21 protein-coding genes, 1 tRNA gene and 1 pseudogene are annotated in these 23,719 nt (G+C 68.0%); 16 read left to right on the forward strand and 7 right to left on the reverse strand.

What is annotated here, in order from left to right; genetic code table 11:
* Positions 1–14 precede the first annotated feature (14 nt).
* From A7E77_RS04025 to xylA, 3 genes are read left to right on the forward strand one after another with little or no spacing between them, the layout of a single operon-like run.
* Positions 15–1,091: a glycoside hydrolase family 43 protein gene (locus A7E77_RS04025; protein ID WP_063686042.1), complete on the forward strand. Its 1,077-nt coding sequence runs from the start codon at positions 15–17 to the stop codon at positions 1,089–1,091.
* A 4-nt stretch (positions 1,092–1,095) separates the two neighbouring features.
* On the forward strand, positions 1,096–2,538 hold the full coding sequence (gene xylB / locus A7E77_RS04030) for a xylulokinase (protein ID WP_063686044.1): 1,443 nt from the start codon (positions 1,096–1,098) through the stop codon (positions 2,536–2,538).
* Between the two features lies 1 nt (position 2,539).
* Positions 2,540–3,847, forward strand: a complete 1,308-nt coding sequence (gene xylA, locus A7E77_RS04035) for a xylose isomerase (protein WP_063686046.1) — start codon at positions 2,540–2,542, stop codon at positions 3,845–3,847.
* A gap of 98 nt (positions 3,848–3,945) precedes the next feature.
* Here xylA and A7E77_RS04040 read toward each other — a convergent pair whose 3' ends face one another.
* Positions 3,946–5,442: a glycerol-3-phosphate dehydrogenase gene (locus A7E77_RS04040; protein ID WP_063686048.1), complete on the reverse strand. Its 1,497-nt coding sequence runs from the start codon at positions 5,440–5,442 to the stop codon at positions 3,946–3,948.
* Positions 5,443–5,564: 122 nt separating this feature from the next.
* Between A7E77_RS04040 and glpK the strand changes: the two genes are divergently transcribed.
* Entirely contained in the window at positions 5,565–7,055 is a 1,491-nt protein-coding gene (gene glpK, locus A7E77_RS04045; protein WP_063686050.1) for a glycerol kinase GlpK, read from the forward strand.
* Positions 7,056–7,156: 101 nt separating this feature from the next.
* On the opposite strand, the gene A7E77_RS04050 is transcribed toward glpK, so the two are convergent.
* Positions 7,157–7,231 (reverse strand) — tRNA-Val (locus A7E77_RS04050).
* A gap of 61 nt (positions 7,232–7,292) precedes the next feature.
* Positions 7,293–7,670, reverse strand: coding sequence for a cell cycle two-component system response regulator CpdR (cpdR, locus tag A7E77_RS04055; protein ID WP_017979742.1), 378 nt, complete (start codon positions 7,668–7,670; stop codon positions 7,293–7,295).
* A gap of 102 nt (positions 7,671–7,772) precedes the next feature.
* Between cpdR and A7E77_RS04060 the strand changes: the two genes are divergently transcribed.
* Positions 7,773–8,690: an N-formylglutamate amidohydrolase gene (locus A7E77_RS04060; RefSeq protein WP_063686052.1), complete on the forward strand. Its 918-nt coding sequence runs from the start codon at positions 7,773–7,775 to the stop codon at positions 8,688–8,690.
* Positions 8,691–8,899: 209 nt separating this feature from the next.
* On the opposite strand, the gene A7E77_RS04065 is transcribed toward A7E77_RS04060, so the two are convergent.
* From A7E77_RS04065 to A7E77_RS04075, 3 genes are all read right to left on the reverse strand, one after another.
* Complete coding sequence (locus A7E77_RS04065; protein WP_063686054.1) at positions 8,900–9,454, reverse strand: cytochrome b; 555 nt, start codon at positions 9,452–9,454, stop codon at positions 8,900–8,902.
* Positions 9,455–9,605: 151 nt separating this feature from the next.
* A complete protein-coding gene (locus A7E77_RS04070; RefSeq protein WP_017979745.1) occupies positions 9,606–10,376 on the reverse strand; it encodes a SapC family protein in 771 nt (256 codons plus the stop codon).
* 69 nt (positions 10,377–10,445) lie between these two features.
* On the reverse strand, positions 10,446–11,879 hold the full coding sequence (locus tag A7E77_RS04075; protein WP_063686056.1) for an FAD-binding oxidoreductase: 1,434 nt from the start codon (positions 11,877–11,879) through the stop codon (positions 10,446–10,448).
* A gap of 122 nt (positions 11,880–12,001) precedes the next feature.
* Here A7E77_RS04075 and A7E77_RS04080 point away from each other — a divergent pair, with 122 nt between their 5' ends.
* From A7E77_RS04080 to A7E77_RS04105, 6 genes and pseudogenes are all read left to right on the forward strand, one after another.
* Complete coding sequence (locus A7E77_RS04080) at positions 12,002–12,490, forward strand: hypothetical protein (RefSeq protein ID WP_063686058.1); 489 nt, start codon at positions 12,002–12,004, stop codon at positions 12,488–12,490.
* Positions 12,491–12,857: 367 nt separating this feature from the next.
* The gene (locus tag A7E77_RS04085; RefSeq protein ID WP_063686060.1) at positions 12,858–13,187 is read left to right on the forward strand and encodes a hypothetical protein; all 330 of its coding nucleotides are present in this window, start codon (positions 12,858–12,860) and stop codon (positions 13,185–13,187) included.
* A gap of 109 nt (positions 13,188–13,296) precedes the next feature.
* A complete protein-coding gene (locus A7E77_RS04090) occupies positions 13,297–14,727 on the forward strand; it encodes a DEAD/DEAH box helicase (protein ID WP_063686061.1) in 1,431 nt (476 codons plus the stop codon).
* A 21-nt stretch (positions 14,728–14,748) separates the two neighbouring features.
* Positions 14,749–14,931: a DUF1289 domain-containing protein gene (locus A7E77_RS04095; RefSeq protein WP_043059167.1), complete on the forward strand. Its 183-nt coding sequence runs from the start codon at positions 14,749–14,751 to the stop codon at positions 14,929–14,931.
* Positions 14,932–14,968: 37 nt separating this feature from the next.
* A pseudogene (locus tag A7E77_RS04100) lies at positions 14,969–16,741 on the forward strand (copper resistance system multicopper oxidase).
* On the forward strand, positions 16,738–17,916 hold the full coding sequence (locus A7E77_RS04105; RefSeq protein WP_063686063.1) for a copper resistance protein B: 1,179 nt from the start codon (positions 16,738–16,740) through the stop codon (positions 17,914–17,916). The pseudogene A7E77_RS04100 and the gene A7E77_RS04105 overlap by 4 nt, the downstream one beginning before the upstream one ends.
* On the opposite strand, the gene A7E77_RS04110 is transcribed toward A7E77_RS04105, so the two are convergent.
* Positions 17,884–18,345, reverse strand: a complete 462-nt coding sequence (locus tag A7E77_RS04110) for a MarR family winged helix-turn-helix transcriptional regulator (RefSeq protein ID WP_226341882.1) — start codon at positions 18,343–18,345, stop codon at positions 17,884–17,886. The two genes, A7E77_RS04105 and A7E77_RS04110, sit on opposite strands and share 33 nt — an antisense overlap.
* A gap of 109 nt (positions 18,346–18,454) precedes the next feature.
* Between A7E77_RS04110 and A7E77_RS04115 the strand changes: the two genes are divergently transcribed.
* The 5 genes from A7E77_RS04115 (at position 18,455) to A7E77_RS04135 (ending at position 23,700) form a co-directional block, all read left to right on the forward strand.
* A complete protein-coding gene (locus A7E77_RS04115) occupies positions 18,455–18,880 on the forward strand; it encodes an organic hydroperoxide resistance protein (RefSeq protein WP_017979755.1) in 426 nt (141 codons plus the stop codon).
* A gap of 164 nt (positions 18,881–19,044) precedes the next feature.
* Positions 19,045–19,614, forward strand: coding sequence for a type 1 glutamine amidotransferase domain-containing protein (locus A7E77_RS04120; RefSeq protein ID WP_063686067.1), 570 nt, complete (start codon positions 19,045–19,047; stop codon positions 19,612–19,614).
* Positions 19,611–20,378 carry an SDR family NAD(P)-dependent oxidoreductase gene (locus A7E77_RS04125; RefSeq protein WP_063686069.1) on the forward strand — a complete coding sequence of 256 codons (768 nt, stop codon included), beginning with the start codon at positions 19,611–19,613 and terminating at the stop codon, positions 20,376–20,378. Before A7E77_RS04120 ends, A7E77_RS04125 begins: the two co-directional genes overlap by 4 nt.
* A gap of 10 nt (positions 20,379–20,388) precedes the next feature.
* A complete protein-coding gene (gene msrB / locus A7E77_RS04130; RefSeq protein ID WP_063686071.1) occupies positions 20,389–20,838 on the forward strand; it encodes a peptide-methionine (R)-S-oxide reductase MsrB in 450 nt (149 codons plus the stop codon).
* A 111-nt stretch (positions 20,839–20,949) separates the two neighbouring features.
* Positions 20,950–23,700 carry a TonB-dependent receptor gene (locus A7E77_RS04135; RefSeq protein WP_063686073.1) on the forward strand — a complete coding sequence of 917 codons (2,751 nt, stop codon included), beginning with the start codon at positions 20,950–20,952 and terminating at the stop codon, positions 23,698–23,700.
* Positions 23,701–23,719: the final 19 nt, after the last annotated feature.

Below are 23,719 nucleotides of genomic sequence, written 5' to 3' on the forward strand. Positions count from 1 at the left end.
GAAGGACGATATCGATGCCCGCCCGCAACACCCGCCTGCTCGCGCTCGCAGCCCTGTTGTCGAGCGGCCTCGCCCTCGCGCAAAGCACCGAACCGCGCAGCCCCGACGGCAAGCGCTACCTCGCACAGCCGCTGGTCAAAGACCTCTATTTCGCCGATCCGTCCGCGCACGTCTTCAACGGCAAGCTCTACGCCTATCCCAGCCACGACGTCGACGCCGGCATCGCCGACGACGATCTCGGCAACCAATATGCGATGCACGATTATCGGGTGCTCAGCATGGAGCGGATCGGGGGCCCGGTCACCGTCCACCCCGTCGCGCTCGACGTGAAGCAGATCCCCTGGGCCTCGAAACAGACCTGGGCACCCGACGCCGCCTATAAGAACGGCACCTATTACCTCTACTTCCCTGCGCGCGACAAAGCCGGCGTGTTCCGCATCGGCGTCGCCACGTCCAAGTCGCCGACCGGCCCGTTCAGGGCTGATCCGCAGCCGATCCGCGGCAGCTTCTCGATCGACCCCGCCGTCTTCACCGATAGCGACGGCGCCAGCTACATGTATTTCGGCGGCATCTGGGGTGGCCAGCTCCAGCGCTGGCAGGGCAATCGCTACGACGCCAACGCCGGCGACACGGACCTGCACCGCGACGACCAGCCCGCGATCGCCCCGCGCGTCGCCAGGATGCGCGCCGACATGCAGCAATTCGCGGAAAGCCCGCGCCCGATCGTCATCCTCGACGAACGGGGCAAGCCCGTCCTCGGCGGCGATCACGAACGCCGCTTCTTCGAGGCCGCCTGGATGTTCAAGCGGGGCGGCACCTATTATTTCACCTATTCGACCGGCGACACGCATTATCTGAACTACGCTACCGGCACCTCGCCCTACGGTCCGTTCCGCTATGCGGGGCATATCCTGAAGCCCGTACAGGGCTGGACCACGCACCATTCGATCGTGGAATTTCAGGGCAAGTGGTGGCTGTTCTACCACGACACGCAAGCGTCGGGGAAAAACCACCTGCGCTCCGCCAAGGTGACGCAGCTGCACTTCACCCCGGATGGTAGCATCCAGACCATCGATCCGTTCAAGGACTGAGGGCATGTTCCTCGGCATCGATATCGGCACGTCGGGCGTCAAGGCGGTCGTCGTGGACGCATCGGGCACGCTCGTCGCGCAAGGCACCGCCCCGCTCACCGTCCAGCGCCCGGAGCCCCTGTGGTCGCAACAGGACCCCGTCGCCTGGTGGCAGGCGACCTGTGCCGCGGTCCTCGCCATCGATCCAGCGGTGCGGCGATCGGTGCGCGGCATCGGCCTGGCCGGCCAGATGCACGGCGCGACTCTGCTCGGCGCCGACGACCGGCCGCTCCGCCCCGCCATCCTGTGGAACGACGGCCGCTCCTTCGCCGAATGCGCTGGCCTCGACGCCGCGACGCCCGCCTTCCGCGAGCGCGGCGGCAACCTCGTCATGCCTGGCTTCACCGCGCCCAAGCTGGCCTGGGTCCGCCACCACGAGCCCGAGACGTTCGCGGCGATCAAGACCGTGCTGCTCCCCAAGGACTATGTCCGCCTGCTGATGACCGGCGAGAAAGCCTCGGACATGTCCGACGCCGCCGGCACGCTGTGGCTCGACGTCGCCGGCCGGCGCTGGAGCGAGACGTTGCTCGCCGCCACCGGCCTGACGACCGAACAGATGCCGCGCCTCGTCGAGGGCAGCGACACCGTCGGCACGCTGCTTCCCGCGGTCGCCGAGCTGTGGGGCATGGCGCCGGTCCCGGTCGCGGGCGGCGGCGGCGACAATGCCGCGGGCGCCGCCGGCGTCGGTGCGGTGCGCGACGGCGACGCCTTGCTCTCGCTTGGCACGTCGGGCGTCATCTTCGTCGCGACGCAGGACTTCCGCCCCAATGTCGCCGGCGCGGTTCACGCCTTCTGCCATTGCGTGCCCGCCATGTGGCATCAGATGGCGGTTCACCTTTCCGCCGCTGCCTGTATCGACTGGGTGGCGCGGCTCACCGGCGCGCGCGGCGCCGCCGATCTGTTCGCCCGCGCCGAACAGGCCGGCCCGGCCAACGGCCCCGAGCTCTTCCTCCCCTACCTCTCGGGCGAGCGCACGCCGCACAACGACGCGCAGGTCCGCGGCGCCTTCCTGCGCCTCGACCACGACACCGGCCCCGAACGCCTGGCGCAAGCCGTGCTCGAAGGCGTCGCCTTCGCGCTGGCGGATGGCGTGCGCGTGCTGCGCGAGGCGGGCACGACGATCGAGCAGCTGTCCGTCATCGGCGGCGGCGCCCGCTCGCTATACTGGGGCGAAACGCTCGCCGCGGCGCTCGACGCGCGCCTCGTCTATCTCGACGGGGGCGAGGTCGGCCCCGCGCTCGGCGCCGCCCGCCTCGCGCAGCTCGCGGTCGACGGCGGCACGCCCGCCGACGTCTGCGTCGCGCCCCGCACCGCGCACGTCATCGAACCCGACGCCGCGCTGCGCGACCGTCTAGCCCCCAAATACGCCGCCTTCCGCGACGCCTATTCCCGCATCAGGAGCCTCTAAAATGGCCGATTACTTCGCCGACATTCCGACGATCCGCTACGAAGGGCCGGACAGCGACACCGAACTCGCCTATCGCTATTACGACAAGACCCGCGTCGTCCTCGGCAAGACGATGGAGGAGCACCTCCGCTTCGCTGCCTGCTTCTGGCACACCTTCTGCTGGCCAGGCAGCGACGTCTTCGGCGGCGGCACCTTCGATCGCCCCTGGCACCGCGGCGCCAACGACGCCGCCGCAGCGGCGCACAAGCGCTCGGTGGCCTTCGACTTCTTCAGCAAGCTCGATGTGCCCTATTATTGCTTCCACGACGTCGACGTGATGGCGGACGCCACGACGGTATCCGAACACCGCGCGCACTTCGCGGACGCCGTCGATCACCTCGAACAGCTCCAGGCCGCCTCCGGCCGCAAGCTCCTGTGGGGCACCGCCAATCTGTTCAGCCACCCGCGCTATGCCGCCGGTGGCGCCACCAACCCGGACCCGGAAGTGTTCGCCTGGGGCGCGATGCAGGTGCGCGACGCCCTTGAAGCGACGCACCGCCTCGGCGGCGCCAACTATGTTCTATGGGGCGGTCGCGAGGGATATGAGACGCTCCACAACACCGACATGAAGCGCGAACTCGACAATCTCGGCCGCTTCCTCAGCCTCGTCGTCGATCACAAGCATAAGATCGGCTTCACCGGCACGATCCTGATCGAACCCAAGCCGCACGAACCGACCAAGCACCAATACGACTTCGACACCGCAACGGTATACGGCTTCCTCAAGCGCTACGGGCTGGAGGACGAAGTCCGCGTCAATATCGAGGCGAACCACGCGACCCTGTCGGGCCACACCTTCGAACATGAGATCGCAACGGCGGGTGCGCTCGGTATCTTCGGTTCGATCGACGCCAACCGCGGCGATCCGCAGAACGGCTGGGATACCGATCAATTCCCGAACTCCGTCGAGGAGATGACGCTCGCGATGCTCGAAATCCTGCGCGCGGGCGGCTTTACGACGGGCGGCTTCAACTTCGATGCCAAGGTCCGCCGCCAGTCGATCGACGCCGCCGACCTGTTCCATGGCCACGTCGGCGGGATCGACGTCGTGGCGAAGGGCCTGCTCAACGCCGCCGCGCTGATCGAGGACGGCCGCCTCGATGCGATCAAGGCCGAGCGGTACGCGGGCTGGACCGGCGCCCTGGGCCAGCAGATCGCCGGCAGCGACCTTGCCGCCATCGCCGACCTCGCCGTCAGCCAGAACCTCAATCCCCGCCCCCGCTCGGGCCAGCAGGAGCGGATCGAGAATATCATCACCCGCGTGCGCTGAACGGCGCGGGCCTCGACATCCCGACCGGCTCCGGCGGATCCGTCATTGCGAACCGTGGCGACGCAATGACGGATCGGGGCGCCGTCGATGGCGCCAGTCTACACGCCTATCTCCCGCAGATACGCCGCCAGCCGCGCCGCCGTATCGTCCGGCACATGCAGCCCCAGCTTGCTGCGCCGGAACAGCACGTCCTCCGCCGTCCGCGCCCATTCCTGCGCAACCAGATAGTCGACCTCGCGCGCGGTCAGCCCTCCGCCGAAATCCTGGCCCAGATCGCGCATCGTCTGCGCATCGCCGAGCACCGCCGCCACCCTGGTGCCATAGGCGCGCGCCAGCCGCCGCAGCAGCGTCGCCGGCAGCCCTTGCCGCGCCCGCACCAGCGCCGCCACGAACGCCTCGAAATCCCCGCCGGGCAGGTCGCCACCCGGCAGCACCGCTCCCGCCGTCCACGCCCCCGCCATATCGGGCAGCACCGCGCCCAGCTCCGCCAGCGCATGTTCGGCGAGCTTGCGATAGGTCGTGATCTTGCCGCCGAAGATGCTCAGCATCGCCGCCCGCCCCGGCGCCGCGTCGAGGTCGAGCACATAATCGCGCGTCACCGCAGAGGCATTGCCGGCATGGTCGTCGTGCAGCGGCCGGATCCCGGCATAGCTCCACACGATATCGCTCTCGCGCAATCCACGCGCGAAATAGCGGTCGGCGGTGTCGAGGAGATAGGCGGTCTCGCCCGCATCGATTGCGGCTTTCGCCGGCGCCCCCTCCCAAGGCTGGTCCGTCGTCCCGATCAGCGTGAAGTCGCCTTCGTAGGGAATGGCGAAGACGATCCGCCGGTCCGGGTTCTGCAGCATGAAGGCATGGTCGCCGGCATACAGGCGCGGCACGACGATATGGCTGCCCTTCACCAGCCGCACGGCGTTCTTGGCATGCCCGCCCTCGACGCGGGCCAGCACGTCATCCACCCACGGCCCCGCCGCGTTGACCAGCACCCGTGCCGACACCATGCGCTCGCCCGCGGCATCGGCGATCGTCGCGACCCAGCGCTCGCCCTCGCGCCGTGCCTGCACCAGCCGCGTCCGCGTTGCGATCGTTGCCCCGCGATCCGCCGCGTCGCGCGCGTTCAGCACGACCAGCCGGCTGTCCTCGACCCAGCAATCCGAATAGACGAACGCCTTTCCCGCCGTATCGCGCAGCCCCGCGCCATAAGGCGTCGCCGCCAGCCCCACCGTCTCGGTCGCCGGCAGCCGTTTGCGCCCGCCCAGATGGTCGTAGAGGAACAGCCCCAGCCGCACCATCCACGCCGCCCGCGGCGAATGCGTCTGCGGCAGGACGAAACGCAGCGGCCAGATGATGTGCGGCGCCATGCCCCACAGTCGCTCGCGCTCGATCAGCGCCTCGCGCACCAGCCGGAATTCGCCATATTCCAGATAGCGCAGGCCGCCGTGGATCAGCTTGGTCGACGCCGACGACGTGTGCCCGGCCAGATCGTCCGCCTCGACCAATAAAACGGAAAGGCCGCGCCCCGCCGCGTCGCGCGCGATCCCGGCGCCGTTGATGCCGCCGCCGACGATCAGCAGGTCGTAATCCGTCTCCGCCACGCACGCCCTCCGTCCGGCGATCCTAACGCCGAACCGCCGCAGTGCGATCCGAAAATCGGCTCCCGCCATTGACGCCACTCGCCGGCCCGCGACACTGGAAGGCGGGACGGGAGAGGACTCTCATGGCCAAGCACATTCTTGCGATCGATCAGGGCACTACCTCGACGCGCGCGATCCTGTTCGACGCACAGGCGCGCCGCGTCGCGGTCGCCCAGACCGAATTCGCGCAACATTATCCGCAACCCGGCTGGGTCGAGCATGATCCGGAGGATATCTGGCGCGACGTTCTGTCCACCGCGCGCGAGGCGATCGGCGCCAGCGGCGTGGGCGCGCACGACATCGCCGGCATCGGCATCACCAACCAGCGCGAAACCGTCGTCGTCTGGGACCGCGCCACTGGCCAGCCGATCCACCGCGCCATCGTCTGGCAGGACCGTCGCACCGCCGACGTCTGCGCCGCGCTCCGCCGCGACGGCGCCGAAGATAGCGTGCGCGAGGCGACCGGCCTGTTGCTCGATCCCTATTTCTCCGCGACCAAGATCGCCTGGATCCTCGATTCCGTCCGCGGCGCGCGCGCCCGTGCCGACCGCGGCGACCTCGCCTTCGGCACGATCGACAGCTTCCTGCTCTGGCGCCTCACCGGCGGCACGACGCATGCAACCGACGTCACCAACGCCGCCCGAACATTGCTCTGGAACATCCGCACCGGCGACTGGGACCCGGAGCTGTGCCGCCTGCTCCGCGTGCCGATGGCCATCCTGCCGCAGGTCCACGACAATGCGCACATCTTCGGGGCGACGGCGCCCGACCTGTTCGGCGCGCCGATCCCGATCGCGGGTATCGCGGGCGACCAGCAGGCCGCGCTGTTCGGCCAGGCCTGCTTCACCCGCGGCATGACGAAATCCACCTACGGCACCGGCTGCTTCATGCTGCTCAATACGGGAACGGAGGCGATCCGCTCGCAGCAGCGCCTGCTCACCACCCCCGCCTACCGGCTGGACGGGCAGACGACCTTCGCGCTCGAAGGCTCGATCTTCGTCGCGGGCGCGGCGATCAAATGGCTGCGCGACGGCATCGGCGTCATCACCCACGCCCGCGATACCGACGACATGGCGACGCAGGTGCCCGACAATCACGGCGTCTACATGGTCCCCGCCTTCGTCGGTCTCGGCGCGCCGCATTGGGATGCGGAGGCGCGCGCCGCGATCTTCGGCCTGACGCTGGGCGCGACGCAGGCGCATCTCGCGCGCGCCGCGCTGGAGGCGGTCGGCTATCAGACGCTCGATCTCGTCCAGGCGATGATCGCCGACGGCGGCGGTCATCCCGCCAGCGTCCGCGTCGACGGCGGCATGGCCGCAAACGACTGGCTGTGCCGCTTCCTCGCCGATCTGCTCGACGTACCGATCGAGCGCCCCGCCGACCTCGAAACCACCGCGCGCGGCGCCGCCTTCCACGCCGGCCTCGCCACCGGCATCTGGTCGGGCCTGCCCGAACTCGAACGCCTCTGGGCCCGCGACGCCTGTTTCGAACCGGCCATGCCCGCCGATCGCCGGGCGACGCTCGTCGCCGGCTGGCACGACGCCCTGCGCCGCACGCTGCGCCACGCGGAGTAACCTGGAGAGGATGGCGACGGTCGCCAGACAGGCACCGAAGCGTGCGCGAAGGCCTGAAAACCAAAAACCCCGCTAAGCCGTTGGCCTAGCGGGGTTTTCGATGGTGGGCGTGGCAAGGATTGAACTTGCGACCCCTGCGATGTCAACACAGTGCTCTACCACTGAGCTACACGCCCGCCGGAGGTGGGCCAATTAGCAGGTTGCTTCGGGCTGGCAAGCCCTGATTTCACGCCGCGCTCAATTTAATCCGCTGGCGCTGCCCATTTCGAACACGCGGTCCACCTCGGCGACTAGGTCGCGCAGGTGGAACGGCTTGGACAGGACGCGTGCGTTGGGCATCTCGCGACCCGCCTTCAGCGTCACCGCGGCAAAGCCGGTGATGAACATCACGCGCAGGCCCGGCACCATCTCGGCGGCGCGGCGGGCGAGTTCGATACCATCCATCTCGGGCATCACGATATCGGTCAGCAGCAGGTCGAACGGCTCGGTTTCCAGCAGCGGGATCGCCGCGGTGCCGCGGTCGACCGCGGCGACGGCATAGCCCGCGCGTTCCAGCGCCCGCGTCAGATATTCGCGCATGACCTGGTCGTCTTCGGCCAGCAGGATACGGATCATCGCCTTTTCGGGTCCTTAGCGTTGCGGTCGATCCTGTATGGACCGGCAGATATGAAGATTTCCAGAGCGCCGAACGCGCGGATGGGCTAAGGCGTGCCACAGATGGACGCTTCGTTCGACCGGATCGACGGCGCACAGGCGCACAATGTGCCCCACGGCACACCCTTCGCCTCGCCGCAAAGCCCCTCCGGCCTCGACACTCCGCCCGCGCCGGCCAGTCCCGTGGTCCTCTCGGTGCCGCATGCGGGCCGCGACTATCCCCCCACCTTACGCGCCGCGCTGCGCCTGCCCGAATCGGCGCTGGTGGTGCTGGAGGATCGCCACGTCGATGCCGTCGCCCGCGCCGCGCAGACGAACGAGACGATGCTGGTGCAGCGCCGCGCACGCGCCTGGATCGATCTCAACCGCAGCGAATATGAACGCGACCCGCGCGTCGACGACGGTGTCCGCCCGCAGGCGCAGTCCGGCCAGTCGATGAAGATCCGCAGCGGCCTGGGCCTGGTGCCGCGTCGCGCGGGCGGGGCGGGCGACCTGTGGCGCGGGCGGTTCACCGGCGCCGACGTCGCGCGCCGCATTGCGGAGGATCACCGCCCCTATCACGCGACGCTCGCCGCCACGCTGGCCGCCGCACGCGCGCGCTTCGGCGTCGCAATATTGGTCGACATCCATTCGATGCCGACCGTCGGCCCGCACGCGCGCCTCGTCCTCGGCGATCGCTTCGGCGCGACCAGCGATGCGCGCTTTCTCGCGCGGATCGAGGGCGCGGCGGCGCAGATGGGCATCGCGACGCAGCGCAACACGCCCTATGCTGGCGCGCATATCCTGCAGACGCACGCCGCGCCCGCCCGCGGCATCCATGCCGTGCAGGTCGAGATCGACCGCGCGCTGTACCTCGACTCCCGGCTCGACGGCCTCGGCCCCGGCTTCGATCGCACCGTCGCGCTGCTGCGCAGCCTGCTTGCCGCCGTCGCGGACGAAGCGCTCGCCGGCACGCCCCCCTTCGCCCTCGCTGCCGAGTAAGACGCGGACACATAAAAAAACCACCCCGTGCTGAAAGCACGGAGTGGCCAAGGTTCAGGGAGGAGACACACCCGAAGGTGTGCCATACGGTCTCGCGAAAGGGGGGACACGAGCGCCGTACAAGTCACAAAATAGGCGAGGCGCGATTTGGTTCAACCCCCGCAACACTTCGTGACGTTTTTTTCACCGCACCATCATGAACGTTCGTCTCAACGGCGCTGCATCGGCACCATCCGCGCGAGGACTGTGTCGCGCAGAATGAGATGGTGGCGCAGCGCCCCGGCGACGTGCAGCACGACCAGCGCCACCATCACCCAGCCGAGCAGCTCGTGCGCTTCATGCCCGAAGCCAGCCGCCCCCGCGCTGGCCGGCAGGCGCGGAATGTCGAACAGGCCGAACCACGTCAGCGGCCGCGCCGGCCCGTCGGTCGGCGGCGCGCTCACCATCAGCCAGCCCGTCAGCGGCATCGCCAGCATCAGCAGGTACAGCGACCAGTGCGTCGCATGCGCCAGCCCCTTTTCCCAGCCGGGCATGTGCGCGGGCAGCGGCGGCGGCCGATGCGCGATCCGCCAGGCGACGCGCGCCAGCGTCAGCACCAGCACGGTGATGCCGATCGCCTTGTGCGCGCCCATCAGCGCGCGCAGCGCGGGGATGCCGTCATGCCCGATGCCGATGATCAGATTGGCGATGATCAGCACCGCGATCGTCCAGTGAAACGCGATCGCCACGGTCGAATAGCGTGCGTCGCGAGCCCAGCCTGTCATCCGTCATGTCCTTTCGAGGTCGGAACGACAGTCCGCCGGATCGGCGACCGGGTCAAGCGGGCTGCCCCAACGCAAACGGGCGGGCGTCGCGCGATGCGACACCCGCCCGTCTGAGTATCGGCGGTTCCGGCTGGCGGAACGGCCCCGGTCGTTAACCGACCGGCGCGAACTGCGGCTGCGGCATCTTGCCCTGCTGCGCCTGGCGGCCGAAGATCTCGCGCATCAGCGACAGCGAGAAGAGGTGCGCGTACAGCAGCGGCAGCATGCCCGACTGGCTCATCTTGCGCAGCTGGTCACCGCGCAGCGCGGCCAGCTTTTCCTCGTTCACCATCTGGAAGCCGCGATAGACGAACGGCGGCTGCTCCTGCTCCGGCTGGATCGTGACCTCGCCTTCCATCAGCAGGTCGAGCTCGCGCAGCTCGTTCATGAACGCCTGCGTGCGCGCGCCGGCCTGTTCGAACTGTTCGGAGAAATCGAGGATCGACTTCGTCACCTGGCTCGGCTGGCCGTTCTCGAACAGCGCATCGCCCTCGTCGAACGCGCCGATCGCTTCCGACGTCGGGTCGAAGCACAGCGACAGCTCTTCGCTGTCCGGGCGCAGGCGCGCCAGCATGTACGGATAGCGGCGGACATAGGCGGGGACGTACAGATTGTTTTCGGTCAGCTTGCCGTCGTCGCCGACGAACACGTTGACGCCTTCGTTCAGGCCCATCAGCGCCAGCGGAATGGCATCGTCACCGATCGAGAAGACGATCGGCATGAAGCGCTGCACCAGCGGGAATTCGTCGGTGGTGATCGGAATGGCGTGCTGGCCGACCAGGAAGGGGGCGGCATCCAGCTGGCGGACGCGCCAGGTGGCGTGCGTCTCGCTCGAGAGCGGCTCCAGGCCGTTGTAGAACAGGGGAAGCGGCGCGCTGGCCATGGGAACTCTCTCCGTCGTGGATAGTTTGCGGACCCGCAATGCCTGCGGGCCGCACGCTGGCGCGTTGCTCTATTGATCCGGCTGCCCCGGCGCAAGCGTCACAAGCTTGCCGGGGTTCAGGATTCCGAGCGGGTCCAGCCCCGCCTTCACCCCGCGCAGCGCCGCAAGGCGCGCGCGCGACGACAGCCGCTCCAGCTCGTGCAGCTTCATCTGGCCGATGCCATGTTCGGCCGCGATCGATCCCCCCGCCGCGATCACCAGATCATCGACGAAGCGCGTGACCACCGGCACATCCTCGGCATACCAGCGCGCCGGATCGGTGCCGGGCGCGGCGCGCACGTGGAAGTGGATGTTGCCGTCGCCCAGATGGCCGAAGCCGCTGGCATGCGTACCGGGAAAGCGCGCCTCGCACGCCGCCGCCGCCTCGATCATGAAGCGCGGCATGCCCTCGACCGGCACCGAAATGTCATGCTGCGACGCCGGCCCCAGCGCCCGCTCCGAATCGGAGATCGATTCGCGGATGCGCCAGAGATCCGCCGCCTGGGCCTCGCTCGCCGCGATCGTCGCGTCCTCGATCAGCCCATCCGCCAGCGCGTCGGCCAGCACCGCCTCGGTCAGCGCCACACCGCGCGGGTCGGTCTGCTCGATCAGCAGATGCCAGCGATGCGCCCCCGCCACCGGCGCCCGCGCGCCCGGGACATGCGCCAGCACCGCCGCCAGCGATTCGGCGGGCAGGATTTCGAAACTCTCCAGCGCATCGGTCGCCGCCTGGAACCGGCGCAGCAGCGCCAGCGCGGCCTGCGGATCGCCCGTCGCCGCCCAGGCGGTCGTACGTGTGGCGGGCAGCGGCACCAGCCGCAATGTCGCTGCGGTGACGATCCCCAGCGTCCCTTCCGCGCCGACCAGCAATTGCGTCAGGTCGTAACCGCGATTGTCCTTCTTCAGCGCCGCGAGGCCATCATGCACGCTGCCGTCCGCCAGCACCGCCTCGACGCCCGCGACCAGCCCGCGCATCGACCCGAAGCGCAGCACCTGCGTGCCGCCCGCATTGGTCGAGACCAGGCCACCGACGGTCGCATTGCCCTTCGCCCCCAGCGTCAGCGGAAAGCGCCGCCCCTGCGCAAGCGCTGCATCGTGCAGGTCGGACAGGATCACCCCCGCCTCGGCGACGGCGAGCCCCGCCGCCGCATCCACGCTCCGCATCCGGTTCATCCGCCTGAGCGACAAAATCAGCGCCGATCCGTCGGCGGGCGGCGTCGCCCCACCGACCATCGAACTGTTGCCCCCCTGCGGCACCAGCGCCACCCGATGTCGCGCCGCCGCGGCGACCACTGCCGCAACCTCGGTGGTCGAGGCCGGCGCGAGCAGCGCCGGCGCGGTGCCGCGAAACCGCTGTCGCCAGTCGATCGTCCACGGCGCGATATCGGCGGGATCGGTCACAATGCCCTTCGCCCCCAGCAGCGGAGCGAGATCGGCAAGCAGTGCGGATTGGGCGGGAGTCATGCGCGTCCGCTACCCCCGGACGCCCCGCCGCTCAACCATGTGCGGCCCCTGCCCGCCTTCGCCGCCGATGACTCGAAATTCATCCTCCGTTCAACGATCGCCGCTAGGAGCCGACACCGAACATGCCGACCCCTGCGTTTTCCTCCGCGCTGATCGCACCCATGCTCCTGGCCGGCACCGCGCCCGTGCTGGTTTCCGCCAGCGAGTCGCCCGACCGGCTGAGCGGCGTGCAGTTCGCGCAGATGACCGTCCACGAACGCATCATCATCCGCGTGCCGCGCATGGGCCCCGCCCGCGGCCCCGCCGCCGCGCCGCGCCTGTCGGTGCCGCAGCCGATGCAGTGGAAGGAAAAGAAGGGCCCCAAATGCATCGCCGTCGCCGACATCGGCGGCGCGCTCGTCTCCGCCCCCGACGCGGTCGACCTGGTGATGGCCGGCGGCAAGCGCCTGCGCGCGCACCTCGACGACGATTGCGGGCCCATGGACTTCTACAACGGCTTCTATCTGCGCCCCAAGGCCGACGGAAAGGTCTGCGCCGACCGCGACGTCCTGCGCATGCGCTCCGGCGCCAGCTGCGGCATCGCCAAGTTCCGGACGCTGGTGGCGCGCTGAGGGGGCGGCGCGCCGTCCGGAAGCCGAGGGCGCCCATCCCAAACCTTCCCCGTCACCCCGGCCGAAGAGCCGGGGTCCCGCTTCTTCTACCGGCGCTAGAAGCGGGATGCCGGATCAAGTCCGGCATGACGAAGTTGGGCGCACGGTCGGCCCCACCATTTCCCCCTGTCCTACACGCCCCGATTATGCCTATCATCTTGCCCGCTCTTTGACACGGCGAACCCCACCCGAACCGCGTCGTCGGGGAGGAAGGCGTTCCAGACATAACGTACCGTCCACTTCGTCCACTTCCGCGCCGTTTTCTCCCGCGGCGCGCCCCCGAATCGCCCCGCTTGTCACCCCGCAAACGCCGCCGCATGATGACGCCATGCTCTTCAGCCCCTCGCCCCTGATCGCAACGCTGAGCTGGATCGTCGCTATCGCCTTGGGCGCGAAGCTGGTGGCAACGATCATCCTGCTGAGCGTGGGCAAAGGCATGCGCGATCGGCCCGGCTGGGGCGCGATGCTGTGGTGGCTGACGAAGATCACGCCGGTGATCGCCGTCCCCTGCGCCATCCTGATCGCCTGGCTGCAAGGGTTGACCGGTCCGCTCTGGCTTTTCGTAGCCCTGATGCTGTTCGTCCTCGTCGCCGTCCCCCTCAAGATACGGGGACGCCGGACCCGCATCGCCAGGCAGGCCAGACACGCGCCGTCATAGCGCCTCACCCACGCTTTCCTTGACTTTCGCGCCCAGATCGGCAAGCGCGACGCTCGGCGTGCCGCACCCGTGTGCGTCTATTTCCGGACCCTTGCATGAGCCTTTTGGCATGAGCTTCGCCGATCTCGGCCTCTCCCCCGAACTCCTGACCGCGGTCACCGACGCGGGCTATAGCGAACCCACGCCGATCCAGGCGCAGGCGATCCCCAGCGTCCTCATGATGCGCGACCTGATCGGCATCGCGCAGACCGGCACCGGCAAGACCGCCGCCTTCGTGCTGCCGATGATCGACATCCTGGCGCACGGCCGCAGCCGCGCGCGCATGCCGCGCAGCCTCATCCTCGAACCGACGCGCGAACTCGCCGCGCAGGTCGCCGAGAATTTCGAGAAATACGGCGCCGGCCACAAGCTTTCGATGGCCCTGCTGATCGGCGGCGTGTCGATGGGCGACCAGATCAAGGCGCTGGAAAAGGGCGTCGACGTGCTGATCGCGACACCGGGCCGGCTGATGGACCTGTTCGGCCGCGGCAACATCCTGCTCACCGGCTGCTCGATGCTCGTCATCGACGAGGCGGACCGCATGCTCGACATGGGGTTCATCCCGGACATCGAGGAAATCTGCACCAAGCTGCCCAAGCAGCGGCAGACTTTGCTGTTCTCGGCGACGATGCCGCCGCCGATCAAGAAGCTCGCGGACAAGTTCCTCGACAATCCCAAGACGATCGAGGTGTCGCGCCCTGCCTCGACCAACCTCAACATCAAGCAGTATCTGGTCCCGACGGCGACCAACGCGTTCAAGAAGCGCGAGGCGCTGCGCCGCCTGCTGCGTCGGGACGAGGTACGCACTGCGATCATCTTCGCGAACCGCAAGACGACGGTACGCGAACTCAACAAGAGCCTGAAAAAGCACGGCTTTCAGTCGGGCGAAATCCATGGCGACATGGAACAGCCGCAGCGGCTCGCCGAACTCGACCTGTTCAAGTCGGGCAAGATCAACATCCTGGTCGCCTCCGACGTCGCGGCGCGCGGCCTCGACATCAAGGGCGTCAGCCACGTCTTCAACTTCGACGCGCCCTGGCACCCCGACGATTACGTCCACCGCATCGGTCGCACCGGCCGCGGCGGCGCGACCGGCGTCGCCTATACGCTGATCACCAGCGAGGATGCCGAGAACATCCAGAATATCGAAAAGCTGACCGGCCAGACGATCGAACGCCTCGATCTCGGCGACGCGCCCGAGGCGGACGCGCCGGCGGCCGAGGAACCCCGCCGTCCCCGCCGCGAGCGCGGTGGCCGCAAGGCGAACGACAGCGCCCCCGTCGAGCAGGCACCCGCACCGCCCCCCGCCCGCCCGGGCCGTGAGGATCGCCGTCCCGCGGCCGCCCCAACCGCCGCCGCGTCGCAGCCGCGCAACGACGACCGCCGCCGTCCCCGCCGCGACGATCGCTACGCCGATCGCGACCCCAATCGCGACGATGGCCCGGACGAAGGCTGGAACGGCCCGATCCCGGACTTCCTCCACGCCACGATCGCGCCCTGAGCGCATCCGGGGGCGGCCCTCATGGTGATCGAGCGGACGCCCCCGGTCGCGATCGACACGCCGTGCATCGGCGTCTGCGTGATGGAGCCGGACGGCCTGTGCCGCGGCTGCGCCCGTACGATCGATGAGATCGTCGGCTGGGGCCAGATGACACCGGACCGGCGCCGCGCGATCATGGCCACCCTGTCGGACCGGCGGCCCTGACCCTATATCGGCGACCGTTCCGCCAAAGGATGCCCGCTTGCCCCTGACGCGCCGCCATCTGTTGCAGGCCGCCCCGCTCGCCGCCGCCGTGCCATGGCTCCCCGCCTGGGCGCAGCCCGTGTCCGCCGGCATCGCCGCCCCGCTGCCGATGCTCACCGGCCCGGACGTCACGCTCCACGTCGCGCATCAGATGATGACGATCGACGGCAAGCCGCAACACGCCATCGGCATCAACGGCTCGGTGCCGGCGCCACTGCTCCGCTTCCGCGAAGGGCAGGACGCGACGCTCACCGTCGTCAACGATCTGGACGAGGAAACCTCGATCCACTGGCACGGCCTGCTGCTGCCGTTCCAGATGGACGGCGTGCCCGGCATCAGCTTCCCCGGCATTCCGGCGCGCAGCCGCTTCACCTACCGCTTCCCGATCCGCCAGGCGGGCACCTATTGGTATCACAGCCATTCGGGCCTGCAGGAGCAGATGGGGCATTACGGCCCGATCGTCATCGATCCCGCCGGCCCCGATCCCGTCGCGAGCGACCGGGAACATGTGATCGTCCTGTCCGATCACAGCCCTCTCCACCCGCACGCCATCTTCCGCCGCCTGAAGCTGCAGGGCGGCTATTTCAATTACCAGAAGCAGACGCTTGCCGGCCTGCTCGCGGGCAAGGACCAGCCGCTCAAGGACCGCCTCGCCTGGGGCGCGATGCGGATGGACCCGACCGACGTGTCCGACGTGACGGGCAGCACCTACACCTATCTGATCAACGGCCATGGCCCCGCCGACAATTGGACCGCGCTGTTCGCGGCCGGCGAGCGGGTGCGGCTGCGCATCGTCAACGCCTCGGCGATGACGAACTTCAACCTGCGCATCCCCGGCCTGAAACTGACGATCGTCCAGGCCGACGGCCTCAACGTGCGGCCGGTGACGGTCGACGAATTCCAAATCGCCGTCGCCGAAACCTATGACGTGATCGTGGAGCCGGAGGCGCGGGCCTATACGCTCGTCGCCGAAGCCTGGGACCGTTCCGGCATGGCGCGCGCCACGCTCGCCCCGCAGGTCGTCATGGTTGCGCCGGTGCCCGCGCTCCGTCCGCGTCCGCTCGCCACCATGACCGACATGGGTATGGGCGACATGAGCCACATGGACGGCATGACCGGTATGAGCGGCATGGACCACGCCGCCGCGCCCGCCGCCTGCCCGCCCGAACACGCCGCCATGGGCCATTGCAAACCCGCAGCCCCCGCAGAACCGATGCACCACAGCATGCGCGACTTCGCGAACGCGCCGGGCCTGCCCAAGACCCCTGCCGTGCAGACGGTCGCCCCCATGCCGATGGACCGCACCGGCGAACCGCCACAGGGCCTTGCCGACGTTGGCCACCGGGTGCTCACCTATCGCGACCTCATCGCGCTCGATCGCAACCCGGACGTTCGCGCGCCGTCGCGCCAGCTCACCATCCACCTCACCGGCAACATGGAACGCTATATGTGGGCGTTCGATGGGGTGAAGCTGAACGCCGTCACCGCGCCGATCCCCTTCCGCGCCGGCGAGCGGGTGCGCGTTCGCCTCGTCAACGACACGATGATGGCGCATCCGATCCATCTGCACGGCCATTTCTTCGAACTGGTGACGGGTCACGGCGACCACGCGCCGCGCAAGCACACCGTCAACGTCGCCCCCGGCGGCATCGTCACCTTCGATCTGACCGCCGACGCGATCGGCGATTAGGCGTTCCACTGCCACCTGCTCTACCACATGCACGCCGGCATGATGCAGGTCGTGACGGTGCGCGCGGAGGATGCCGCATGAGAGCGATGCTGGCGATCCTTGCCCTGCTCCCCCCGCCGGCGATGGCGCAGATGCACCATATGCACGGCATGAGCATGCCGGGCATGACGATGCCCGCCGCGCCGAAACCCGCCGCCAAGGCCAAGCCGAAGCCCAAGACGAAGCCTAAACCCCCGGCCCGCTCGCCGGCACGGCCGCAAAGCCACGCGCACTCCGGCCCGGATCACATGATGGCCATGCCAGCGGCGCCCGTTGCAACCGATCCGAACTGTCCGCCCGACCATGCGGCGATGGGCCATTGCAAGCCTGCGGCAGCCGCTGCTCCCAAGACTGCGATGCCGGCCATGTCGCACGACATGGCCCAAGACATGCCCCAGGACATGCCAATGCATGCGATGCCCGGCATGCACGCCATGCCAGCGGCGGCGGCCGCCACCAAAAGCGGAACCGATTTGCCCGCCGGTAACGCCCCGCCGCCCCCGCCCCCGACCACCCGCGCGGCCGATCGGTTCTACGACCCCGCCGCCATGGCCGCTGCCGATCGCACGATGCGCGCCGAGCATGGCGGCATGCGGTTCTCGCAAATCCTGTTCAACCTCGCCGAAGTACAGGTCCGCCGCGGCGGCGACGGCTATCGCTGGGACGGCGAAGGCTGGTTCGGCGGCGACATCGACCGCGTCGTGGTGAAAAGCGAAGGCGAAGGTACGTTCGGCCGATCGATCGACCAAGCCGAGGTGCAGGCGCTCTACGCCCATGCCATCGGCCCCTATTTCAACCTGTTGGCCGGCGCCCGGCAGGATCTCGGCCCGAACGGCGGCCGCACGCATGCCGCGATCGGCGTAGAGGGTCTCGCGCCCTATTGGTTCGACGTCGAGGCCATGCTGTTCGCCTCCGACAAGGGCGTCCGCGCCCGCGGGTCGGCATGGTATGACCAGCGCCTGACCCAGCGCGCGATCCTGCAACCCCGCGTGGAGGTGAACCTTGCCGCCCAGGACGAACCCGACGCCCGCATCGGTGCCGGCCTGTCCAGCGTCGAGGCGGGCGTACGCCTCCGCTACGAAATCGCCCGCGAATTCGCGCCCTATGTCGGGGTCAATTGGGAACGCCGCTACGGCGCTACTTCACGCTACGCCCGCGCCGATGGCGAGGGCAGCGGTGGCGTATCACTCGCGCTCGGCATCCGCGGCTGGTTCTGACGCCAGCGCGCGCTGCAATCGCCGGACATTCTGCGTCAGTGTCCGCAGTTCGTCGATGCTGAGTCCGGTCTTCGCGAACACCGCCTCCGCCAGGCATGTCGCCTCGCTGCGCAGCCCCTGCCCCGCCTCGGTCAGCACCACGCGCACCTGCCGCTCGTCCTGCGTATCCCGCGCCCTCCGCACCAGTCCGCTCGCCTCCAGACGCTTCACCAGCGGCGTGATCGTACTCGATTCCAGCGATAGACGTTCGGCGATCGCCCCGATCGTTCGCCCGTCCTCTTCCCACAAGGCGTGCAGCACCAGATATTGCGGATAGGTGATGCCGATCCGGTCGAGCATCGGCTTGTACACGCGCGTCATCGCGATCGACGCGCCGTACAGCGAGAAGCAGAGTTGCTCGTCCAGCGACAGCGGGTGGGACGGCGGCATGGTCATCGACAGGTCGTACACGCTTTTCCTCCACGCTGAAACGCCACTGGACAAATCAGTATCGCGATATACATTGTTGCAATAACAGATTTAGCAAGGAGCATGCATCATGTCGGTCGACGTCAAATACGCCACCCGCGCCACCGCCACCGGCGGCCGCGAAGGAAATGCCCGCAGCGAGGACGGCCGCTTCGAAGCCAAATTGTCGACGCCGAAGGAACTGGGCGGCGCGGGTGGCGATGGCACCAACCCCGAACAATTGTTCGCCGCGGGTTATTCGGCCTGCTTCATCGGCGCGCTCAAGGCCGCCGGTCAGCAGCTGAAGGTGAAGGTGCCCGACGCCACCACCGTGACCGCGACCGTGGGGATCGGCCCGCGGGATGCCGGCGGGTTCGGCATCACCGCCGATCTGCTCGTCGATCTGCCTGGCCTGGAGCGCGATCAGGCGCAGCAACTGGTCGATGCTGCGCATCAGATCTGCCCCTATTCGAACGCGACCCGCGGCAACGTCGACGTCGGCCTGACGCTCGCCTGATCCGCAATAGGCTTAGAACAGCGGGGCGTTGCCGATCGCGGCAGCGCCCCGCCGTCGTTTCGGGGGCGTTCGAGATTATCCCGTCCCCCACGCAACCGCTGCGAAAACCGATCGTTCGAGAGAGCCCCCTTTCCAAAGACTTCCCTGACCTTCGGAGACATTCCATGACCCTCGACGGCAAGACGATCGCCATTCTCATCGCCCCCCGCGGCACCGAGGAACCCGAATTCGCGCAGCCCAAGGCCGCCGTCGAACAGGCCGGTGGCAAGGTCGTCGTCATCAGCCTGGAAACGGGTGAGGCGCAGACGGTGAACAACGACCTCGACCCCGGCAAGACCTTCACGGTCGACAAGGCGATCGGCGACGTGTCCGCGGATCAGTTCGACGGCCTCGTCATCCCCGGCGGCAGCGTCGGCGCCGACAAGCTGCGCGCCTCGAAGGAGGTTGTCGCCTTCGTCCACGCCTTCTTCGAAGCCGGCAAGCCCGTCGCCGCCATCTGCCATGCGCCCTGGACCCTGGTCGAGGCGGACGTGGTGAAGGGCCGCACGCTCACGTCCTTCCCCAGCCTGCAGACCGACATCCGCAACGCGGGCGGCAATTGGGTCGATCAGGAGGTCGTCGTCGACAAGGGCCTCGTCACCAGCCGCAACCCCGATGACCTCCCCGCTTTCTGCGCAAAGCTGATCGAGGAAGTCGCCGAAGGTCGCCACGCCGAGCAGGCCGCGAGCGCGTGAGCGGCAATCGGTTCGCCGGCAAGGTCGTCGTCATCACCGGTGCCGCCTCGGGCATCGGTGAGGGCGCGGCGCGGCGCTTTGCTGCGGAGGGCGCGCACCTCGTGCTCGGCGATAAGGACGCGGCGGGCCTCAAGCGCCTCGCCGCGGAGCTGGGCGATGCGGTCGAGACATTGGAGGTGGACGTCAGCCGCATGGCCGATTGCGAGGCGCTGGTCGATCTTGCCGTCAGCCGCTTCGATGGCATCGACGTGCTGGTCAACGACGCCGGTGTCGATCATCTCGGCAAACTCGACGAAGGCGATTTCAGCGCCTTTTCCAAGGTGATCGAAACCGACCTGTACGGCGTCGTCCAGATGAGCCGCGCCGCAATCACGCATCTGCGCGCGGCCAAGGGCTGCATCGTCAACATCTCCTCGGTGTCGGGTCTTGGCGGCGACTGGAACCACAGTTTCTATTGCGCGGCCAAGGGTGCGGTCACCAACTTCACCCGCGCATTGGCGATGGACGAGGCGAAGGCGGGCGTGCGCGTGAATGCGGTCAACCCGTCGCTCACCTATACCGCGCTGACCGAAGGCATGAAGGAACAGCCCGACCTCATCGCCAAGTTCGAAGAACGCATCCCGATCGGCCGCGGCGCGGACCCTGCCGACATCGCCGGGGCCATCGCCTTTTTGGCGAGCGAGGATGCGCACTATATTTCCGGTGTAAATCTGCCCGTAGACGGCGGCCTCTCGGCCTCCAACGGACAGCCGCCGCTTAGCTGAGGAGCCGATCATGGCCGATTACCGCAAGACCGACGAAGCGATCGCGAAGCTGACGCCCGAACAATATTATGTGACGCAGGAAAGCGGCACAGAACGCCCCGGTACGGGCGAATATCTCGGCAACAAGGCCGCGGGCATCTACGTCGACATCGTCTCGGGTGAACCGCTGTTCGCCTCGACCGACAAATATGAATCGCATTGCGGCTGGCCGAGCTTCACCAAACCGATCGAGCCCGCCAATGTCGAGGAACTGCACGATCGCAGCCACGGCATGGTGCGCACCGAAGTGCGTTCGAAGCATGGCGACAGCCACCTGGGCCATGTCTTCCCCGACGGTCCGCGCGATCGCGGCGGGCTGCGCTATTGCATCAACTCCGCTTCGCTGCGCTTCGTGCCCCGCGATGCGATGGAGGCGGAAGGGTACGGCGCCTATCTGGATCAGGTCGAAGACGTCAGCTGATCCGACGCATGTCATGAAGATCACGCGGTAAATTCCGCACGGTTAACGCCTCTTTATCCCCTTTCCGGCCAAGGCTTGGCCAAGGGAATGGATCAAAGAGGGGCATAATCGATGCGGAAGTGGGTATATCTGGCAGCGGCGGCGTCGTGCGTGGGCGCCGTCGCGCCAGCCGGCGCGCAGGGTCTTCGCGGCGTTGTACCGTCGGGCAAGCAGGCCGAAGCGGAAAAGGCCCGCGCCGAAGCCGAATCGAAGAATACTGCCGATATCGTCGTGACCGCCACGCGCCGCTCGCAGCGCCTGTCGAACGTGCCGATCGCCGTCAGTGCCTACAGCACCGCAGCACTCCAGAATTCGGGAGCGACCGATATCCGCCAGATGGCGCAGCTGGCGCCGTCGCTGATCGTGTCGTCCACCGGATCGGAAGCCAATGCGACCGCGCGCCTGCGCGGCATCGGCACCGTCGGCGACAACCCCGGCCTCGAAAGCTCGGTCGCCGTGTTCATCGACGGCGTCTATCGCAGCCGCACCGGCTCGGGCCTCAACGACCTGGGCGAAGTCGAGCGCATCGAAGTTCTGCGTGGGCCGCAGGGCACGCTGTCGGGCCGCAACTCGTCGGCGGGTGCGATCAGCATCTACACCAAATACCCCGAATTCAAGTTCGGCGGCTATGGCGAAGCGAGCTACGGCAATTACGACGCCGTCCGCCTCGCCGGCGCGCTGACAGGCCCGATCATCGCCGACAAGCTCGCCTTCCGCATCGACGGCGTCTACGGCAAGCGCGACGGCTTCCTGCACGACGTCGTCAACAACACCGACTTCAACAACCGCAACCGCTATTTCGTCCGCGGCCAGCTGTTCTGGAAGCCGTCGTCCGACTTTTCGGTCCGCCTGATCGGCGATTACACGCACCGCGACGAAAAGTGCTGCGGCGCCGTCTACATCGACACGCGCGAAAAGTTCGACCCGACGCCGGGCGTGCCGGGCGACTTCTCGATCGCGTCGCAGAACCGCATCGTGTCGATCCTGCAGAGCCTGGGCGGCGTGCTGCCCAGCATGGGTAATCCCTACAACCGCCAGATCGCGCAGACCAAGGGGCAGGCCTATTCGAACGTCACCACCGACGGCGGCGTGTCGGCGCGCATCGGTTGGACGCTGGGCAACGTGCAGCTCATCTCGATCAGCGCCTATCGCGAATATAAGGCCGGCGGCGCGGGCGACATGGACTATGGCAACGTCGACATCGTCTACCGCCCCAACGACGGCAACGCCTATCGCCAGTTCAAGACGTTCACGCAGGAAACCCGCCTCAGCGGCGGCCTGTTCAACAACCGGCTCGACTGGCTGGTCGGTGGCTATTACGCGCACGAGGACCTCGACGTCGTCGACAATCTGCGCTTCGGCTCGCAATATGGCGCCTTCGCCGCATGCCGCGCCGTCGCGACGGTGAACCCCGCCGCCGCTTTGCGCGATCCGACCGCGAGCGGCTGCCTCAGCGCCGCCGGCCGCGCCGTGCTGACCCCTGCGGTCGGCCAGGCGGTGATCAGCGGCATCGATCGCCTCAGCACCGTCAACAACGTCGGCAGCGTCCGCGACCTCTATCACCAGACGAGCAGCAATTACGCCTTCTTCACGCACAACATCTTCAAGATCACCGACACGCTCAGCATCACCGGCGGCCTGCGCTACACCAACGAGCACAAGCGCCTGGACGCGACCTTCAACAACAACAACACCGTCTGCCCCGCGCAGCAGGCCGCGCTCAGCCCGCTGCTCGCCAGTGCGGCGGTGCCCGCGGCGCTGAAGCCACTGATCGGCGGCATCATCACGCTCACCTGCACCGGCAATTCGACGTCGGCGCTGACCGGCGTGCCGATCAAGGACAAGATCGCCGAGGGCCAGTTCACCGGCACCGGCGTCGTGTCGTGGAAGCCCGCGCCCAGCACCTTGCTGTATGCGTCCTACGCCCGCGGCTACAAGGCGGGCGGCTTCAACCTCGACAAGTCGGATCTGTCGGCCACCGTCTTCGCCACGCCGACTGCGGCGGCCGCATCGAACCTGCGCTTCGATCCCGAGACGGTGCAGGCGTTCGAAATCGGCATCAAATATGCGACGCCGAAGTTCACCGCGAACCTCGCGGGCTTCCGGTCGGCGTTCAAGAACTTCCAGCTGAACACCTTCAACGGCACCAACTATATCGTCCAGAATATCGGGTCGTGCAGCACCGGCCTGAACGGTGCCGATCGGGACAATTCCTCGACCACCGGCGCCTGCACGGGCAAGGTGCGCTCGGGCGTCATCACGCAGGGCTTCGAACTGGAGGCCGGCGCCTATCCGACCGAAGATCTGACCTTCAACCTCGGCTACACCTATGCGCACACGCAATATCGCAACAACTTGGTCGGCAGCGATGCGGGCGAGGCACTGAACGCCGCGCTGTTCCTGCTGCCGGGGGCACAGATGTCGAATGCGCCGCGCCACACGGTCACCAGCTCGGCGTCGTGGACGCCGCCGATCGGCGACAATGGCATGCACGCGCTGTTCTACGTCGATAGCCGCCTGACCAGCGATTATAACACCGGCTCCGACCTGTTCCTGGAAAAGCGGCAGGACGGCTTCTTCCTGGTCAACGCGCGCATCGGCATCCGCGGCCGCGACCAGCGCTGGGCGTTGGAATTCTGGGGACAGAACGTCCTCAACACCAATTACCAGCAGGTCGCCTTCGCCGCCCCCTTCCAGGGTGCGGGCAGCGCGTCGCAGGTCGCCGCCTTCGGCTCGCCCGACTTTGCGACGGGCAATGCGATCTTCTCGTCGTACCTCGCCGAACCGCGTACCTATGGCGTGACGCTGCGCTCGCGCTTCTGAACGCCCTTCCACTGATCCG

This window comes from Sphingomonas sp. NIC1, assembly GCF_001638925.1.
In the GTDB taxonomy this organism is placed as follows: Bacteria; Pseudomonadota; Alphaproteobacteria; order Sphingomonadales; family Sphingomonadaceae; genus Sphingomonas; species Sphingomonas aquatilis.

Excerpts from the sequence above, each read along its gene's own strand:
- A7E77_RS04060 (WP_063686052.1), top strand. The coding sequence starts at position 7,773 with ATGGACGCTTCGTTCGACCGGATCGACGGCGCACAGGCGCACAATGTG.
- cpdR (WP_017979742.1), bottom strand. The coding sequence starts at position 7,670 with ATGATCCGTATCCTGCTGGCCGAAGACGACCAGGTCATGCGCGAATAT.
- A7E77_RS04120 (WP_063686067.1), top strand. The coding sequence starts at position 19,045 with ATGACCCTCGACGGCAAGACGATCGCCATTCTCATCGCCCCCCGCGGC.
- A7E77_RS04135 (WP_063686073.1), top strand. The coding sequence starts at position 20,950 with ATGCGGAAGTGGGTATATCTGGCAGCGGCGGCGTCGTGCGTGGGCGCC.
- A7E77_RS04080 (WP_063686058.1), top strand. The coding sequence starts at position 12,002 with ATGCCGACCCCTGCGTTTTCCTCCGCGCTGATCGCACCCATGCTCCTG.
- A7E77_RS04115 (WP_017979755.1), top strand. The coding sequence starts at position 18,455 with ATGTCGGTCGACGTCAAATACGCCACCCGCGCCACCGCCACCGGCGGC.
- A7E77_RS04025 (WP_063686042.1), top strand. The coding sequence starts at position 15 with ATGCCCGCCCGCAACACCCGCCTGCTCGCGCTCGCAGCCCTGTTGTCG.
- A7E77_RS04075 (WP_063686056.1), bottom strand. The coding sequence starts at position 11,879 with ATGACTCCCGCCCAATCCGCACTGCTTGCCGATCTCGCTCCGCTGCTG.
- A7E77_RS04070 (WP_017979745.1), bottom strand. The coding sequence starts at position 10,376 with ATGGCCAGCGCGCCGCTTCCCCTGTTCTACAACGGCCTGGAGCCGCTC.
- xylA (WP_063686046.1), top strand. The coding sequence starts at position 2,540 with ATGGCCGATTACTTCGCCGACATTCCGACGATCCGCTACGAAGGGCCG.
- msrB (WP_063686071.1), top strand. The coding sequence starts at position 20,389 with ATGGCCGATTACCGCAAGACCGACGAAGCGATCGCGAAGCTGACGCCC.
- A7E77_RS04095 (WP_043059167.1), top strand. The coding sequence starts at position 14,749 with ATGGTGATCGAGCGGACGCCCCCGGTCGCGATCGACACGCCGTGCATC.
- A7E77_RS04065 (WP_063686054.1), bottom strand. The coding sequence starts at position 9,454 with ATGACAGGCTGGGCTCGCGACGCACGCTATTCGACCGTGGCGATCGCG.
- A7E77_RS04085 (WP_063686060.1), top strand. The coding sequence starts at position 12,858 with ATGCTCTTCAGCCCCTCGCCCCTGATCGCAACGCTGAGCTGGATCGTC.
- A7E77_RS04090 (WP_063686061.1), top strand. The coding sequence starts at position 13,297 with ATGAGCTTCGCCGATCTCGGCCTCTCCCCCGAACTCCTGACCGCGGTC.
- xylB (WP_063686044.1), top strand. The coding sequence starts at position 1,096 with ATGTTCCTCGGCATCGATATCGGCACGTCGGGCGTCAAGGCGGTCGTC.
- A7E77_RS04110 (WP_226341882.1), bottom strand. The coding sequence starts at position 18,345 with ATGCCGCCGTCCCACCCGCTGTCGCTGGACGAGCAACTCTGCTTCTCG.
- glpK (WP_063686050.1), top strand. The coding sequence starts at position 5,565 with ATGGCCAAGCACATTCTTGCGATCGATCAGGGCACTACCTCGACGCGC.
- A7E77_RS04105 (WP_063686063.1), top strand. The coding sequence starts at position 16,738 with ATGAGAGCGATGCTGGCGATCCTTGCCCTGCTCCCCCCGCCGGCGATG.